Annotated in this window: 15 protein-coding genes; 14 read left to right on the forward strand and 1 reads right to left on the reverse strand. The window is 62.0% G+C overall.

Annotated elements, in window-relative coordinates; genetic code table 11:
* Positions 1-37 precede the first annotated feature (37 nt).
* From folP to folK, 4 genes are all read left to right on the forward strand, one after another.
* Positions 38-1,240: a dihydropteroate synthase gene (folP, locus tag A6M21_RS13350; RefSeq protein ID WP_066669639.1), complete on the forward strand. Its 1,203-nt coding sequence runs from the start codon at positions 38-40 to the stop codon at positions 1,238-1,240.
* Positions 1,241-1,339: 99 nt separating this feature from the next.
* Positions 1,340-1,696, forward strand: a complete 357-nt coding sequence (folB, locus tag A6M21_RS13355) for a dihydroneopterin aldolase (protein ID WP_151191945.1) — start codon at positions 1,340-1,342, stop codon at positions 1,694-1,696.
* Positions 1,697-1,926: 230 nt separating this feature from the next.
* Positions 1,927-2,475, forward strand: a complete 549-nt coding sequence (locus A6M21_RS13360; RefSeq protein ID WP_242868856.1) for a Uma2 family endonuclease — start codon at positions 1,927-1,929, stop codon at positions 2,473-2,475.
* Positions 2,476-2,525: 50 nt separating this feature from the next.
* Positions 2,526-3,041 (forward strand): 2-amino-4-hydroxy-6-hydroxymethyldihydropteridine diphosphokinase, encoded by a 516-nt coding sequence (gene folK / locus A6M21_RS13365; protein ID WP_078060680.1) that lies wholly within the window; start codon positions 2,526-2,528, stop codon positions 3,039-3,041.
* Between the two features lie 109 nt (positions 3,042-3,150).
* Here folK and A6M21_RS13370 read toward each other — a convergent pair whose 3' ends face one another.
* On the reverse strand, positions 3,151-4,593 hold the full coding sequence (locus tag A6M21_RS13370) for a metal-dependent hydrolase family protein (RefSeq protein WP_066669640.1): 1,443 nt from the start codon (positions 4,591-4,593) through the stop codon (positions 3,151-3,153).
* A 682-nt stretch (positions 4,594-5,275) separates the two neighbouring features.
* Here A6M21_RS13370 and A6M21_RS13375 point away from each other — a divergent pair.
* The 10 genes from A6M21_RS13375 to A6M21_RS13420 all read left to right on the forward strand — a co-directional run bounded on the left by A6M21_RS13375 (position 5,276) and on the right by A6M21_RS13420 (position 16,192).
* Complete coding sequence (locus tag A6M21_RS13375) at positions 5,276-6,169, forward strand: Rossmann-like and DUF2520 domain-containing protein (protein ID WP_066669641.1); 894 nt, start codon at positions 5,276-5,278, stop codon at positions 6,167-6,169.
* Positions 6,170-6,348: 179 nt separating this feature from the next.
* Entirely contained in the window at positions 6,349-7,185 is an 837-nt protein-coding gene (panB, locus tag A6M21_RS13380; protein WP_066669642.1) for a 3-methyl-2-oxobutanoate hydroxymethyltransferase, read from the forward strand.
* 15 nt (positions 7,186-7,200) lie between these two features.
* Positions 7,201-8,061 carry a pantoate--beta-alanine ligase gene (gene panC, locus A6M21_RS13385; RefSeq protein WP_066669680.1) on the forward strand — a complete coding sequence of 287 codons (861 nt, stop codon included), beginning with the start codon at positions 7,201-7,203 and terminating at the stop codon, positions 8,059-8,061.
* 168 nt (positions 8,062-8,229) lie between these two features.
* Positions 8,230-8,613 (forward strand): aspartate 1-decarboxylase, encoded by a 384-nt coding sequence (gene panD, locus A6M21_RS13390; protein WP_066669643.1) that lies wholly within the window; start codon positions 8,230-8,232, stop codon positions 8,611-8,613.
* Between the two features lie 92 nt (positions 8,614-8,705).
* Complete coding sequence (nadA, locus tag A6M21_RS13395; protein ID WP_066669648.1) at positions 8,706-9,626, forward strand: quinolinate synthase NadA; 921 nt, start codon at positions 8,706-8,708, stop codon at positions 9,624-9,626.
* A 197-nt stretch (positions 9,627-9,823) separates the two neighbouring features.
* Positions 9,824-11,404 carry an L-aspartate oxidase gene (nadB, locus tag A6M21_RS13400; protein ID WP_066669650.1) on the forward strand — a complete coding sequence of 527 codons (1,581 nt, stop codon included), beginning with the start codon at positions 9,824-9,826 and terminating at the stop codon, positions 11,402-11,404.
* Positions 11,405-11,546: 142 nt separating this feature from the next.
* On the forward strand, positions 11,547-12,398 hold the full coding sequence (gene nadC, locus A6M21_RS13405) for a carboxylating nicotinate-nucleotide diphosphorylase (protein WP_066669652.1): 852 nt from the start codon (positions 11,547-11,549) through the stop codon (positions 12,396-12,398).
* Between the two features lie 195 nt (positions 12,399-12,593).
* The gene (locus A6M21_RS13410; protein WP_066669656.1) at positions 12,594-14,216 is read left to right on the forward strand and encodes a DHA2 family efflux MFS transporter permease subunit; all 1,623 of its coding nucleotides are present in this window, start codon (positions 12,594-12,596) and stop codon (positions 14,214-14,216) included.
* Positions 14,217-14,423: 207 nt separating this feature from the next.
* A complete protein-coding gene (locus A6M21_RS13415) occupies positions 14,424-15,398 on the forward strand; it encodes a biotin--[acetyl-CoA-carboxylase] ligase (RefSeq protein WP_066669658.1) in 975 nt (324 codons plus the stop codon).
* 218 nt (positions 15,399-15,616) lie between these two features.
* On the forward strand, positions 15,617-16,192 hold the full coding sequence (locus A6M21_RS13420; RefSeq protein ID WP_066669660.1) for a biotin transporter BioY: 576 nt from the start codon (positions 15,617-15,619) through the stop codon (positions 16,190-16,192).
* The last annotated feature ends 41 nt before the right edge of the window (positions 16,193-16,233 follow it).

Raw genomic sequence — 16,233 nt, forward strand, 5'->3', positions numbered from 1 at the left:
GTTGTTGCGCCGTTGTCTCTTACAGGAGGGGATAGTCTTGTCTATTCAGGTGCGTAATATTGAAATAAAGAACCGGGAGCAGGCGCTGGCCGAAATAGCCGCCATCGGCGCGGACCGGACCGGCTGCCGGTTGATGGCGCCCAAGGCGGTGCACCGCCTGCTGAAGTTGAGCGGCGTCAATCCCAAACAGGCCAATATCATCAAACAGGAAATGCTGGGCAAGGGCGGCGAGGCGGCCATCGCCCGGGGAGCGGCGGACGGCACGGTGGAAGAAACGGACGTTTTGCTCATGGGTACACTCAAACAGTACGAAGCATTGATGGCCAAGCTGCGCCTGCAGCCTTTCGGTCTGGCCGCGCTGGCCGGCGAGATCCGGCAGGTGCTGCAGAATCTGGAGGGCCGCCGCCCCTGCCGTCTGGATTGCCGCAGCCGGTCGCTGGTGCTGGGGGAGCGTACCTTGATTATGGGTATATTAAACGTGACCCCCGATTCCTTTTCCGACGGCGGGCGCTTCAACGACCCGGAGCGGGCGCTGGAACACGCCCGGCAGATGGTGGCGGACGGGGCGGATATCATTGATCTAGGCGGGGAGTCCACCCGGCCCGGCTATGAAGCCATTCCGGAAGACGAGGAACTGCGCCGGGTGATGCCGGTGCTGGAAAAGCTGCCGGCGGAAATCGACGTGCCCGTTTCAATCGACACCACCAAGGCCGGGGTGGCCCGGCGCGCGCTGGAGGCCGGCGCGCATATCATCAACGACCAGTGGGCGCTGCGCGCCGATCCGGATCTGGCCGGCGTGGCGGCCGGCTACGACGCTCCGATGATCCTGATGCACAATCAGCAGGGCACGGAGTACCGGGACATGATGGGGGACATGATTGCCTTTTTCCGGGAAAGCATGGCCATAGCGGAACGGGCCGGCCTGTGCCGGGATAAGATTATCATTGACCCGGGTATCGGCTTCGGCAAGACGCTGGAGCAGAACCTGGAGGTCATGCGCCGCCTGCGGGAACTGGATTGCCTGGGCCGGCCGGTGTTGCTGGGCACTTCCCGCAAGTCGCTGATCGCCAAAACGCTCCACCTGCCCGCGGACCAGCGGGTGGAGGGCACCGCGGCCACCGTGGCGATCGGCATTGCCGCCGGAGTGGACATTGTACGCGTGCACGACGTGAAGGAAATGGCCCGCGTGGCCCGGATGACCGACGCCATGGTGCGGCGGCGGGATATCCCGGCGGGGTAGGGCGGTTGCCCGTAAGGCTGATGTTTTCCGGATTATCGATACGTCCGGATTGTACGCCCGGACAAAGGCGTGATCACTGCGGGGAAAACGGGGGTTATTATGGACCGGATCATTTTGAAAGGCATGCAGTTTTACGGCCGGCACGGCGTGCTGCCCGCGGAGCAGGAACTGGGCCAGCGCTTTGAAGTCGATGTGGAGATGACGCTGAATCTGCGCCCGGCCGGGCGCACCGACGATCTGGAAAAGACGGTGAGCTATGCCGACGTTTATCGTCTGACGGAAGAGATCGTCACCGGGCCGCCCTGCCGGCTGATTGAAGCGGTGGCGGAGAAAATCGCCACCGCCGTGCTGGAACGGTTTGCAGTGCAGGACGTGATCGTGCGGGTGCAGAAACCCGGCGCCCCGCTGCCCGGCCGGTTTGACTACATGGCCGTGCAGATCGAGCGGCGGCGCTGAAAAACGGCCGGGATTGCGCTCCGGACCGGGTGGCTTTTTTGTAAGGGGTGGTAAATTTAACTTCCTCCAGGACAAGCCAGGAGGCTTTTCCGCGAGAGTTTTCTCATATCATTGGAATGCCGCCTGCTAAAGCACAGGTCTTAGGCTTTCAGAAGGCCCGGAGCGGGACACTTTATTGACGCTGGAAGAAACAGGCTGTAAAATTGGATCAGGGGTGAGTGCGTTTGGACGTGGTTAACCCGCACATCAAGTTCACTTACGAAGACTACTGCCTGATGCCCGAAGACCGGCGCTACGAGTTGATCGAGGGGGAGTTTTACTTGGTTCCGTCGCCCAGCGTCATTCATCAGCGCATAGCAGCCAACCTGGAGGCAATTTTACGCGATTATGTGCGAGAAAAAGATTGCGGCGAGGTTCTGTTTGCTCCGCTTGATGTGGTACTCTCCGGCCAGGACGTGGTTCAGCCCGATATAATGTTCATTTCCCAGGAACGCTCCGGCATTGTTACTGATGCCAACATCCAGGGCGCCCCGGATCTGGTGGTGGAGGTCCTCTCCCCGTCAACGGCGGAAAGGGACCGCACCATTAAAAAGAAACTATACACCCGGTACGGAGTGCGGGAACTCTGGCTGGTCAACGCCGGCGTCCAGACGATCGAGCTTTATTCCCTGACGGAGGGGGAGGAACAGCCGCCGCGGTTGTTCGCCCGGTCGGCCCGGAAACCGCTGACCTCATCCCTGTTTGAAGGGTTGAAGGTTGATTTGAATGAGGTATTTTAAACGGTTTGAGGAATTGACAGTCAAGTGGCCCGGAAAAGGGAGTAATGTGATTGTCGTCTATTGGTGATCTTCCGGTAAAAGCTTACATCGGGATCGGGTCCAATCTTGGCGACAAGGCGGCCAATATTAAAAAGGGGCTGGATTTGCTCGCCGGTACGCCCGGCGTCCGGCTGCTGCGGGTGGCGCCTTATTACCGTACCGCGCCGGTAGGATACACGGATCAGGACTGGTTTGTCAATACGGCGGCTGAAGTTGCAACCGCCCTGCCGCCGGAAGATTTGCTCGCCGCCTGCCTGGAGGTGGAAAACCGCCTTGGGCGGGTGCGCACCATCCGCTGGGGGCCGCGGGTGATTGATCTTGACCTGCTTTTATACGGTGACCGGGTAATCAACTGGCCGCAGCTGACCGTTCCCCATCCGCGCCTGCATGAACGCGCTTTCGTGCTGGTGCCCCTGGCCGATCTGGTGCCGGAACTGACGGTGCCGGGACGGGGGCGGGTGGACCGCCTGCTGGCCGGACTGGCGCCGGAGCAGAGGGAAACCGTCCGTAAAATTGCTACGGCATGAATTCTTTAAACCCGGTATTCCGCTGTGTAACGGGCGGCTATTTCCGCAACTGCCCGGCCGGTCCTTCCCGGGCGAAAAGCCGTGCCGGATGTATTCAGCGCCCGGCTGTTTACCGGGCAATAATTACATAGCGCACATCCGCCAGAGCGCCGGTGTCCCGCCATGGATCACCCCGCACTGCGATGAGCCGGGCCGGTTTGCCCGGGGCGATGGTACCCGGCACGTTTTCCGCGCCCAGGATGGCCGCACCGTTTACCGTGGCGGCCAGCAATGTTTCCGGCGGGGTGAGGCCGGCCTCGCGGTAAAGCAGCAGTTCATCCAGGTATCCCCGGCCGTGGGGCACACCGCCGGCGCCCGCGTCGGTACCCACCCCCAGCATGACGCCCAGTTGCCGGGCCAGGCCGATCTGCTGCAACTGGCGCCGGTAAGTTTGCCGGATCACCTCCTTTTCCGCCGGAGAATATTGTGCACAAAAGCCTTCCTGCAGCTGGCACGCCACCGGAACCACCGTGGGCACCCAGGGAATGCCCCGGGCGGCCATTTGGACCAGAGTTTCCCTGCGGACAAAGTAGCCGTGTTCAATAGAATCCGCCCCGGCCTCCACGGCCAGGCGCACCGCTTCGTCGCCGCTGGCGTGGGCCATCACTTTCAAGCCCCGGCTGTGCGCGCAGTTGACGATACGTTCCAGTTCCCCGGCAGAAAACTGGGGTCCGCCCACCCGGCGGTATTCCCGGAAACTGACCAGGCCCGAGACCAGCACTTTGATCTGATCCACGCCCCGTCCGGCCAGACGGTCCACGGCCGTTTCCAGTTCCGCCGGCGTCAGCCCCGGACCGAGAAAGGAGCCGTATTCGCCCCGCCGGCGCAGGGCGTGCCCGGAGGCCAGCACCAGCGGGCCGGGCGGCCTGCCGGCGGCTACCGTGTCCCGGGCGGCCAGCCCGGCCAGAGCCAGATCCCCGCCATCCCGCACGGCGGTGATCCCCCGTTCCAGGGCGGCGGACAGATTGGCCCCAATCAGTTCCTGGACGCCCGCCCGGTCGTTCCACCGCTCCCGGGAAGCGTTAAAATCGCGCCCGTCCAGAGCCAGGTGAACGTGACAGTCAACCAGCCCGGGCATGAGCATACAGCCGGGCAGTTCCAGCACCCGGACCGCCCCGGTGCCGGTGCACGAACATCCCGGCGGGAAAAGGCGTGGGGCGATGGTCCGGCATGGCGGAGGCTGTCGCTGTCCGTCTCCGGCCGGAACGCATGTAAATGGATGGCGGTGCGCCGTATCCGGCTGCCCGGGCAGGGGGATGGGGCCGTCTTCCCGCCCGGTTGTTTTTGTGTCTGTGAGTATCCGGCGCATGATGTCCGTGAGCCGTACGGCATCATCCCCCCACAAGGCTGTTTGATCAACCTGCATACCGGCCGTGCCGGTGAAAACGGCCGCCACCCGGCCCCGGTGCAGGCAGACTAGCGCGTCCTTTTCCGGCGGTTCCGGCGACCCCCGCCAGAGGCGGGCGGCCTTGACGAGCAGGGTTTGTTCCGGGCCAATGGCAAGTACAGTCATTTTCCTTCCTCCGGCACGCCTTCGGCATTTCCTTAAAACGCCGGCCGACGGATAAACAGTGGTGTGCTTTAAACAGTCATAGTGCCCGGTCGCAGGGCTGAACTGCGGCGCAGTACGGGCCGGCGAAACCAGGAAACAGTGCGGGCGCTTCCGCAGCGCAGTCGTGGACGGCCTGGCGCTGAACAACTGCCCGCACCACAAAGGGAAAAGAACCGGTCCGTCCGTTCTGATATATTTTCGCGCATAAACATGCGATTCCCGGCCGGGATGTGAATGATGTGCTGGTACTGCTTGTGTTATCTTCGGCGCGTAAACATACGATCCCTGCTTCAACATATTCCTGTTTATATTTGCCGGGCCGCGGGGCTGGATAGCAACTTGCCCGTGCCGCCTTCCGTTTTCAAAATTGTCTTGTATTGCCCGCCGGCCTGTGCTAGAATGTCACTACAGGATGGTATCCATGCGGAACCATACCTTGGAAAATCTTTTTTTGCCAGTAAAATATTTTCTATACCGCTTGGAGCCGGACGGACCGAGACGGGGGTGATAGGGTGAAGAATGCCTCCCGGTTGTCCCGGAGGGCGTTTTTGTTTTTAAACGAAAAGATGGCTGGTTTTCAGGGCAATGTAAAGAACCGGCCGGTGATGGGAAATGCTAAAAATATCTACGGAGGTGTGTCCTGATGACCAGACCGGCCATTGCCGTGGTGGGGTGCGGCAAGGTGGGCGGCGCACTGGCCCTGCTTTTGAAAGAACGCGGCTACCCGGCGGCGGCGGTGGCCAGCAAAACGCCGGCCTCGGCGGAAAAACTGGCCGGCGCGCTGGGCTGCCCGGCGGCAACGGTTGATGGGGCCGTGCGGGCGGCGGAACTGGTTTTTATCACCACGCCGGACCGGGAAATCGCCCCGGTTTCAGCGGGCATCGCCGCCCGGGGGGGATTCCGTCCCGGCCAGGTGGTGGCCCATACCAGCGGCGCCCATGCGGCGGATGAGCTTGAAGGAGTGCGTGCAGCCGGGGCGCTGGCGCTGTCCATACACCCCCTGCAGTCATTCGCCGATGTGCGGGGGGCGATGGAAAACCTGCCCGGTTCCTGGTTTGCCCTGGAGGGGGACGAAGACGCCATGCCCCTGGCCCGGCAGGTGGTGGCCGATCTGAACGGCCACGCCTTTTATGTCAAGGCGGCGGATAAGCCCCTTTACCACGCGGCGGCCTGCATTGCTTCCAACTTCCTGGTTTCCCTGATGCATCTGGCCACCGGACTTTACGGGCAATTTGGTTTGTCCCGGACACAGGCCTTTCAGGCGCTGTTACCGCTCGTGCAGGGCACCATCAACAACATCGCCCGGTCCGGCCCCACGGCGGCGCTCACCGGACCAATCGCCCGCGGCGATCTGCCCACCGTGGCCGGGCATTTGCCGGCCCTGGAGCAGGTCGGAGATACAGAAGCCGTCCTCTACCGCCTGCTCGGCCTGTATACGGTGGGGGTGGCGCTGGAAAAGGGCGGTATTGACCGGCGGCAGGCCGGTGAGCTGAGAAAACTGCTGGAGGATAGGGCCAACAGCGAAGAGGTATGCTAGTTACGGATAAGCCGCGAGCCTGTTCAACCAGCGATTAATCCGGCGGCTGCCGCCGGGCGTGCGCCCGGAACGGAGGCGACTGCCTGTAATGCCGGGAACCGGCCGGTTGTCTCCGGCGGCCGCAATGGCGGAATATGCCGCCAGGTATACTTAAAGCACATTTTTAAGGGGGTTTTTTCATGAGCAACGAAAGGGTAACCACCGCTTATTTCCGGGAGGCCAAAAAAGAGGGCCGTCCGGTGACCATGCTCACCGCCTATGATTATCCGATGGCCAAAATGGTGGACGACGCCGGCATTGACGCCATCCTGGTGGGAGATTCCCTGGGCAATGTGGTGCTCGGTTACGACTCCACCATTCCGGTGACCATGGATGATATGGTGCATCACATCAAAGCCGTCACCCGCGGTGTGCGCCGGGCGATGGTGATCGGGGACATGCCCTTTTTGTCCTGCCATCTTTCCCGCGAGGAAAGCGTGCGCAATGCCGGACGCATTTTGCAGGAAGGCGGCGCCCGGGCGGTGAAACTGGAGGGCGGCCGGGAAGTGGCCGAGGCCATCCGGGCCATAGTGGCGGCCGGCATTCCGGTGATGGGCCACCTGGGCCTGACTCCGCAGTCCATCAACCAGATGGGCGGCTACAAGGTGCAGGGCAAGGATGAGGCCGCAGCCAGGAAGCTGATTGACGACGCCCGGGCCATTCAAGAGGCAGGAGTGTTTTCCATCGTCCTGGAGTGCGTGCCCGTGCCCCTGGCCAAAATGCTGACCGAAACCCTTGATGTACCCACCATCGGCATCGGCGCCGGCCCGCATTGCAACGGCCAGGTGCTGGTCACCCACGACCTGTTGGGCATGTACGGCGGTTTCTCGCCCAAATTCGCCAAACGCTACGCCCAACTGCACGAGGATATTTCCCGGGCGCTGCAGGCCTACCGGGAGGAAGTGCAAAGCGGCACCTTCCCCGGCCCGGAGCATGGTTTCGGCATGGCGGAGGAAGTAATGGCCAGGCTGTATTAGATGGGAGTGTCCGGTTTGCATATTTGCCGAACGGTTGAAGAAATACGCGCTTTTGTGCGCCTGGTCCGGGCCCGCGGGCAGACTGCGGGCCTGGTGCCCACCATGGGTTATTTTCATCAGGGGCACCTGTCCCTGATGCGCCGGGCCGGGGAAGTCTGCGACGCCGTGGTGGTGAGCATTTTTGTCAATCCGCTGCAGTTCGGGCCGCAGGAGGATTTCGAGCGCTATCCGCGGGACTTTGAGCGGGACGCCGCCCTGGCTGAAGAAGCGGGGGTGGATGCCGTTTTCGTCCCGCCGGCGTTAGTGATGTACCCGCCAGGGTTTGCCACCCACGTGGAGGTGGGCAGGCTCACCGGCTGCCTGTGCGGCGCCTCCCGGCCGGGTCATTTCCGGGGTGTGGCCACGGTGGTGAACAAGCTGTTCAACATTGTTCAGCCGGACCGGGCCTTCTTCGGCCAGAAGGACGCCCAGCAGGTGCTGGTCATCCGGCGCATGGCGGCCGATTTGAACCTGCCCCTGGAAATTGAGGCCGTGCCCACGGTGCGGGAAGCGGACGGACTGGCCATGAGTTCGCGCAACGTCTACCTGGATCCGGAGCAAAGGCGCGCCGCCCCGGTCCTTTATCAAAGCCTGCAGGAAGCTGAAAAACTGGTGCAGGCGGGGGAAAGGAACGCCGCCCGGCTGCGGGGGGCCGTGCTGGAAAAGATCACCGGCGCCCCGGGGGCGCAGGTGGACTATGTAGAGATCCGCTCCCTGCCGGATTTGGAGCCGCTGACGGAACTGCGCGGGCCGGCGCTGCTGGCCCTGGCGGTGCGTTTCGGGGCCACCCGCCTGATCGACAACACGGTGCTCAACGGCGGTGTGTCGGATTTATAGGCCTTTTCCCGGCAATTCGACGGGGAAGGGCGGGCCGGGGCATTTGAGCGGCGAGGTGCGGCCGCCGGCATTTTATGCGGCCGGTTTCCGGCCGGCGCCCGGCTGTTTTCACTTGCCGCTCACGCCGGGAGATGTGGAAAAATCATGCAGGGCAAGGGGGGAGCATAAATGTTCATCACCATGTTCAAGGCCAAGATTCACCGGGCCACGGTCACGGAAGCAAATTTGAACTACATGGGCAGTATCACCATTGATCAGGCGCTGCTGGAAGCGGCCGGCATTTTCCCTCACGAAAAGGTGCAGATTGTGGACAACAACAACGGCGCCCGGTTTGAAACCTACGTCATTGCCGGCCCGCGTGATTCCGGGGTGATTTGTCTGAACGGCGCCGCCGCCCGCCTGGTGCAGCCCGGCGATACGGTGATTATCATCGCCTATACCATGCTCACGCCGGAAGAGGCGGCCGGTTTTCAACCCACCGTCCTGCTGGTGGATGAGAAAAACCGGGTGACGGAGGTACGGCACGGCGAGGCGCCCGGCGAGAGAGGATAAACCTGGCCTCTTGACACAGTTGAAAGGCATGGTAGAATTATTTTAATTGTTTGGACCGGCTGCATTCCATTTATTGACAGGGAGTGAAAGCAGTGGCTGAAGACAAAAACCACCAGTTGACTGAAGAAATCAAACAGCTCAAGAAAGAGCGGCGGGCGGTCATTTTAAGCCATGTCTATCAGCGTCCCGAAGTGCAGGAAGTGGCCGATTACGTGGGTGATTCCCTCGGGTTGTCCCGGCAGGCCGCCGGAACGGACGCCGAAGTAATCGTTTTTTGCGGCGTGCACTTTATGGCTGAAAGCGCCGCCATTCTCTCCCCGGAAAAAACCGTGCTGCTGCCGGAGATAAACGCCGGCTGTCCGATGGCGGACATGGTGACCGCCGGAGACCTGCGCGCTGAAAAGCAGGCCCTGCCCGGGGTCACAGTGGTTTGTTACGTCAACACTTCGGCTGAAGTCAAGGCCGAAAGCGACATCGCCTGCACCAGCGCCAACGCGGTCAAGGTGGTCGATTCCCTGCCGCCGGATCAGCCCGTGCTTTTCATTCCCGACCGGAACCTGGGCCGCTACGTGGCGCAGCAGACGGGCCGGGAATTGCACCTGTGGCCGGGCTACTGCAATACACATGACAAATTGACCCGGGAAGACATTCTGGCCGCCAAGGAAGCCCACCCGCAGGCGCTGGTGCTGGCGCACCCCGAGTGCCGGCCGGAGGTGATCGCCCTGGCCGACGCGGTGGCCAGCACCACGGGCATGCTGCGTTACGCCCGGGAGAGCGCCGCCGGGGAATTCATTGTCGGCACCGAGGCGGGCATTCTGCATCAGTTCCACAAGCAATGCCCGGGCAAAAGTTTTTACCTGGCGTCCAACAAACTGATCTGTCCGAATATGAAGGCCACCACACTGGAAAAGGTGCACCGGGCGCTGGCCACCCTGCAGCCGCGGGTGACGGTGCCGGCGGAAATCCGGGAAAAGGCGTTGCGTTCCCTGGAGCGGATGCTGGCCATTGTTTAACGTGAAACAATCAAGGTTGCTTTAACCGGATTCCCGCGTTCAAACCAGGAACGGGTACGGACCGCGGCCTTTGGTGTGGCCGCCGCGTCGGTGCCGGTTGCGTGCGCCGCCGGATCCATAGAAAAACGGTTTCACGGCGTACCGCCCACCGGTGCCAACGGGCGGTGCGCTTAATATATTTCCGGGAGAGGATTAATGTGACCTCCGGTTACCTGGTCAATTTCGACACCCGGGAGCTGCCCCGGGAAAAATGGGATTTTGTCATCCTGGGCAGCGGCATCGCCGGGTTGTATACGGCCTGCACCGCCAGCTGGGCCGGCCGCCGTTCGGTGGTGCTCACCAAGCACACGCTGGTGGACAGCAATACGGACAAGGCGCAGGGGGGTATCGCCGCCGCCCTGGGCGACTCCGATTCGCCGGGCCTGCACTTGAAGGACACCCTGGGGGCCGGGGCGGGCCTGTGCGACCGGGAAGCGGTGGATATACTGGTCAATGAAGGGCCGCAGCGGGTGCGCGAGCTGATCGCCATGGGCGCCCGGTTTGACCGCCAGGACGGCGAACTGGCCCTCACCCGGGAGGGGGCGCACAGCCGGCGGCGCATTCTGCATGCCGCCGGAGACGCCACCGGGGCTGAGATTCAGCGCGTATTGAATGAGCAGGTTTCCCTGGACCCGTTGATCGAGGTGCGGGAGAATCATTTTGTGGTCGACCTGCTGGTACGGGAAAATACCTGCTACGGTGTGCTTGCCCTGGACTGCCGGGAAGACCGGTTGAAGGTGTTTTACGGCCGGGCGGTGGTATTGGCCACCGGCGGCCTGGGACAGCTTTACGACCACAGCACCAATCCGGAAGTGGCCACCGGCGACGGCATCGCCCTGGCCTACCGGGCCGGGGCGGAAGTAATGGACATGGAGTTTCTCCAGTTTCACCCCACCGTTTTGAGCCTGCCCGGCGCCCCCCGTTTTCTCATTTCCGAGGCTGTGCGGGGGGAAGGTGCGTTTTTGCGCAACCGCTACGGGGAGCGGTTCATGCCGCGCTATCACGAGTTGGCCGAACTGGCGCCGCGTGACGTGGTGGTGCGGGCCATTTTGAAAGAAATGGCCAATACCGCCGCAGACAAAGTGTTTCTGGATCTGTCGCATCTGGATCCGGAAATGGTGCACAGCCGTTTCCCCACCATCAGCCGCACCTGCGCCGGATACGGACTGGATATCACCCGGGACCCGGTGCCCGTGGCCCCGGCGGCCCATTACATGATGGGCGGGGTAAAGACCAACCTCCACGGCGAAACCAGCATCCACAACCTGTATGCCTGCGGCGAGGTGGCCTGCCAGGGGGTGCACGGGGCCAACCGGCTGGCCAGCAATTCGCTGCTGGACGGCCTGGTCTACGGCGGCCGCACTGTGGAACGTGTTGCCGGCCTGCCGCCGGCCGGGGGGGAATATCCGGATTTTTGCTGCCGGGTTTTGTCCGATCCGCCGGCGGTGGATGAAAAGCAACTGCGGGCGGAAATTCAAGCCATCATGGGCAAGTATGCCGGGCCGGCGCGCACGGCGGACGGACTGCAGAAGGCGCTGGCTTTTTTTGAACGCTGGTCCGGACTGGAGGGCTGCCGGGCCGGCGGGCCGCCGGAAATGGAAGTGCGCAACATGCTGCAGGTGGGGCAGTTGGTCGCCCAGGCCGCCCTAATCCGCACCGAGAGCCGGGGCGGGCATTACCGGCATGATTATCCGGAGTCGCGCCCGTGCTGGCAAAAACATGTGATTTTGCGCCGCTGATGTATTCGGGTAACCTTTTGTAATGTCCTGGTCCGCCGCAGCTTCTGTGCATATGCCCGGGTGCCGGGGGAAAGCTGATCGTGGAGCGGTGCCGGCGCCTGACCGGTCGAAAAATGATTACTCGTGGTGAAGGTGAAAATTTATGCTCAATGAGCTTTTGCTCAACGATTTGATTGAGCGTGTTTTAGCTGAAGATACCGGTACCGGTGATGTGACCACCGGCAGCATTGTGCCGCCGGATTATACCACCGTCGGTCTGATCCAGGCCAAGGAACCGGGTGTGGTAGCCGGTTTGCCCGTGGCCAGGGCCGTGTTCCGCCGCTTGAACCGGGATATTTCCTTTCAGCCCCGGGTGCGGGAAGGCGAGCATATTCAGGCCGGGCAATTGCTGGCCCGGGTGGAAGGAGACGCCCGCACTATTTTAACCGGCGAGCGGGTGGCTTTGAATTTTTTGCAGCGGCTTTCCGGCATCGCCACCTATACGGACCGCCTGGCCGGCATGGTGCGGGATTTCCCGGTTAAAATCGTGGATACGCGTAAAACCACTCCCGGCCTGCGTATGCTGGAAAAATACGCCGTGCGGGTGGGCGGGGGGAAAAACCACCGTTTCGGCCTGTACGACGCGGTATTGATCAAGGACAACCACATCAAGGTGGCCGGCGGTATCGGCCGGGCGGTGGCGCTGGCCCGGGCGGCCGTTCCGTTTCTGATGAAAATTGAAGTGGAAGTGGAGGATCTGGCCGGTCTGGAAGAAGCCCTGGCCGCCGGGGCGGATGCCGTTTTACTGGATAACATGGATACCGCCGCCATGGCCCGGGCGGTGGAACTGACTGCGGGCCGCGCCCTGCTCGAGGCTTCCGGGGGCATAAACGAGGGAAACATCATCGAGGTGGCCCGTACCGGGGTGGATTACATTTCCCTGGGTGCGCTCACCCATTCGGCCCGGGCGCTGGATATCAGCCTGGATGTGGGGGAGATCAAGCCGTTGCGCTAACCCTCCGGCTTTAGCGGGCAAGGCCTTCAACGCTTTGGAACAGGCCGGCACCGTTTTCGTTCGCAACTTATTGACGGACGGTTATTATTATGTTAACATGAGATTGTCTTTTTTAAGCCAAATAGTTAAGTCAATTAACTATTAAGCCGGCGAACCCCGGCTTAATATGGAGTCTGGAGCTATTGGAGGACCATAATGCAGACAGATGCACATCAGGAGAACGCCTCCTTCTGGGTGCCCCTTTTCGTGGTGGTACTGGGCGCCTTTGCCGCCATACTCAACAACAGCTCGGTCAACGTGGCCATTCCCAAAATGATGTCCATCTTTGGAGCCAATACTGATGAAATCCAGTGGGTGTTGACCGCCTACATGCTTACCTCCGGGGTGGTCATTCCGGTGACCGGCTTCCTGGGGGATTACCTGGGATCGCGCCGGCTGTACATAATTGCGCTCGGTGTGTTTACCGCGGGCTCCTTTTTATGCAGCATCTCTTTGGGGTTGAACACCATGATTGCCGCCCGGGTGGTCCAGGGTATCGGCGGCGGGGTGATCATGCCGGTGAGCATGGCTATTATCTATAAAATCGTCCCCCGGCAAAAGATCGGCATGGCCCTGGGTGTGTGGGGTGTTTCGGCGGTGGCCGCCCCGGCCGTGGGTCCCACTCTGGGCGGCTATGTGATCGACCACTTGAGCTGGCGTTTTCTTTTCACCATGAATATTCCGGTGGGCGTGCTCGGTCTGATCCTGGCGCTGCTCCTGCTGCCCGGCGGTGACCGCCAGCCGGATCGCAAGCCGGATTTCTGGGGTTTTGCGCTCTCCACCGGCGGCTGCTTCGCCCTTTTGCTGGCTTTGAGCGAAGCGCACAAGGACGGCTGGGGTTCCCAGTTCATCGTCACCCTGCTGGCGACCGGTTTTGCGGCTTTGATTTTGTTTGTGCTGGTGGAATTGAACATTGAACAGCCCATGCTGGAACTGCGCACATTGAAGAACCCGGTGTTTTCTTTAAGCATTCTGGCCGCCAGTTTGAATACCATGGGGCTTTTCGGCGGTGTGTTTTTGATGCCCCTGTTCACTCAAAACCTGATGGGGCTTACGCCCATGCAGACCGGCTTGCTGCTCATGCCTTCAGCCATCGCCACCGCTTTGACCATGCCCGTGGCCGGCTTTCTTTTCGACCGCCTGGGGGCGGTGGTGCCGGGCGTTGTTGGCTTGTCCATAGCCGCGCTGGGCACCTGGGAGCTGCACAACCTGTCCCTGGCCACCAGCTACCGGCACATCCAGATGATTATGGTGGTGCGTGCGCTGGGCATCGGTCTGGCCATGATGCCGATCACTACGGCGGGCATGAACACCGTGTCCCGCGCCCTGGTCGGACAGGCCTCGGCATTGAGCAACGTCTGCCGGCAGATTGCCGCCTCATTCGGCATCGCCCTGCTCACTTCCATCCTGCAGCAAAGACAGTATTTCCATTCCGTAAGGCTGGCCGAAGCGGTGACATTTTCCTCGCCGTTGGCGCACGGAGTGCTGCAGGAAATAGCACTGTTGCTGGGCGGCGGCTTTCCCGGCAACCAGCGGGCGCTGACCGTTATATACGGCTTGACCCAGCGGGAGGCCTTCGTGCGGGCGATTGACGACACCTTCATGGTGGCCGCCGTTTTTGTGGCGGTGGCCGTGCCGATGGTGATGTTTTTACATTCTTCACACAAGGCGCGCCGCGAGCCGCCCCGCCCGCCCGGACCGCCAAAAGCCGCGGACGTCCCCGCCGGCGTGTCCGGTCCGTCCCTGCCGGCCGGGGCGGGAAGCGGGGCGCGGCTTTAACCCGGCGGCCCGCCGTGCGTTCCGGTCCGGCTGTATGCCTGGCCCGGCTTTCCCCCGGGCCGGTGCGGACTGGCGTGCCGGCTGATCCGCCCCGGCTGCCTGCCGGCGGGAGTGCAATGTCAACCGGTTATGCCGCCGGAGTTGACAAATTGTCCGTGATCATTTAAAATTTACAGAAACATTCATTACCGACCGGAGTGCAGAGCATTGAAGGAAAGTGTTTTACGTCTCTTGAAAAAGGGCTATCCCGGTTTTGTATCCGGGGAGGCCATCTGCCGCTCGCTGGGCGTTTCCCGCACGGCGGTATGGAAGCACATACGCGCCTTGCGGGAGGCCGGCTACGGCATCGAAGCCCAGCCTCACGCCGGCTACCGGCTGATTAACATTCCCGACCGGCTGTATGCGGAAGAAATCGCCGCCGGCTTGCCGACCGGTTTGATCGGCTGCCGGATATACCACTACACATCGCTGGTTTCCACCAACCGTACCGCCCGGGAACTGGCCGGACGGGAGGCGCCAGACGGCACGCTGGTGGTGGCGGAGGAGCAGACCGGCGGGCGCGGCCGTCTGGGGCGGGGTTGGTATTCTCCTTGCGGCAAAGGCATCTGGTGTTCCGTTATCCTGCACCCGCCCGTCAACCCGGTGGACGCGCCGCCCCTGACCATGCTGGCCGCTGTCGCCGTTTGCAGCGCCCTGCGCCGGGCGGCCGGCGTTGAGGCAGGGATCAAGTGGCCCAATGATTTGCTGGTGAACGGAAAAAAGATTTGCGGCATTCTCACCGAACTGAGCGCGGAAATGGAGCGGATCAATTTCCTGATCACGGGCATGGGGATTAATTTGAATCTGACGGCGGCCGATTTGCCGGCGGAACTGCGTACTACGGCCACTTCCGTCTTGATTGAAACCGGCCGGCCCGTTTCCCGTGTGGCCGTGTTGCAGGCCGTGCTGACGGAACTGGAACACTGGTATCTGTTGTGGCTGCAGGACGGCTTCGCCCCCGTGCTGGCGCGCTGGAAGGAATTTTCCGTCACCCTCGGCCGGCCGGTGCGGGTGGCTTCACTGAAGGAAAGCTGGACCGGCCTGGCCGAGGACGTGGATGAGAATGGCGCCCTTCTGCTACGCCTGCCTGCGGGGGAATTGAAAAAGGTGGTTTCCGGGGAGGTGAGCTTGCGGCCGCAGTAATCTTAAACGGCGCATGCAGCGGTTGAGCACGCCTTTTTTGTTAACCGGGAACGGGGATGGGTTGACAGTTGCCCGTTGCCGCTGTGAAAGGCCAATCCAAGCCTGAGGCTATCATACCCAATATGAGGTTGCGTTTTGCGAAAGTCGTGCGACAGTCCGGGTATTTCCCGGGCACAGCGAAGAACGTTATTAACTGATTTATTCGGGGGTGTTGTAGCGTGAAAATGTCACCGCGGGAAATGGTGCTGGCGGCACTTTTTGCCGCCCTTTGCGCAGTGGCGGCCGCGCTGGTGCGCTTTGGCGGAGCGGTGGTGCCTTTCAGCCTGGTGCCCTTTGTGGTTATGCTGGCCGGCGCGCTGTTGGGCGCCCGGGCGGGGGCGCTGAGCATACTGGTTTACGTGTTGCTGGGTTTGTCCGGGCTGCCCGTGTTTGAAAAACCGCCCTTCGGCGGGCCGGCTTATGTACTGCAGCCCACTTTTGGTTTTCTGCCTGGTTTCATTGCCGGAGCCTTTGTCATCGGCGCACTTTTGCCACGACGCCGGGAACCCGGTCTGTGGCGTTATTTGCCGGCCATGGTGGCCGGTCTGGCGGTGATCTACCTGGTGGGCCTGCCCTATTTGTACTTGATTCTTAATTTCTATCTGGGCAAGGCTGTTTCCGCCGCACAGGTAATCAAGATCGGCTTTTTGCCCTTTATCGGGTTTGACCTGCTTAAGGCGGTGGTGGCCGCCGGACTGGCCCGGCTGGTTGTCCGGCGCCTGGGTGACCGGCGTGCCGTGCCGGAACGCCGGTAATGCCGGCCGGCTGGCTGGCTGCCGGACACCTGCGGGGACGG

This window comes from Desulfotomaculum copahuensis (assembly GCF_001655685.1).
Classification (GTDB): domain Bacteria; phylum Bacillota; class Desulfotomaculia; order Desulfotomaculales; family Desulfovirgulaceae; genus Desulfotomaculum_G; species Desulfotomaculum_G copahuensis.

Bases quoted from the DNA above. Each gene is read 5' to 3' on its own strand.
- folB (WP_151191945.1), top strand. From the start codon at position 1,340: ATGGACCGGATCATTTTGAAAGGCATGCAGTTTTACGGCCGGCACGGC.
- A6M21_RS13370 (WP_066669640.1), bottom strand. From the start codon at position 4,593: ATGACTGTACTTGCCATTGGCCCGGAACAAACCCTGCTCGTCAAGGCC.
- A6M21_RS13375 (WP_066669641.1), top strand. From the start codon at position 5,276: ATGACCAGACCGGCCATTGCCGTGGTGGGGTGCGGCAAGGTGGGCGGC.
- panB (WP_066669642.1), top strand. From the start codon at position 6,349: ATGAGCAACGAAAGGGTAACCACCGCTTATTTCCGGGAGGCCAAAAAA.
- panD (WP_066669643.1), top strand. From the start codon at position 8,230: ATGTTCATCACCATGTTCAAGGCCAAGATTCACCGGGCCACGGTCACG.
- nadC (WP_066669652.1), top strand. From the start codon at position 11,547: ATGCTCAATGAGCTTTTGCTCAACGATTTGATTGAGCGTGTTTTAGCT.
- A6M21_RS13410 (WP_066669656.1), top strand. From the start codon at position 12,594: ATGCAGACAGATGCACATCAGGAGAACGCCTCCTTCTGGGTGCCCCTT.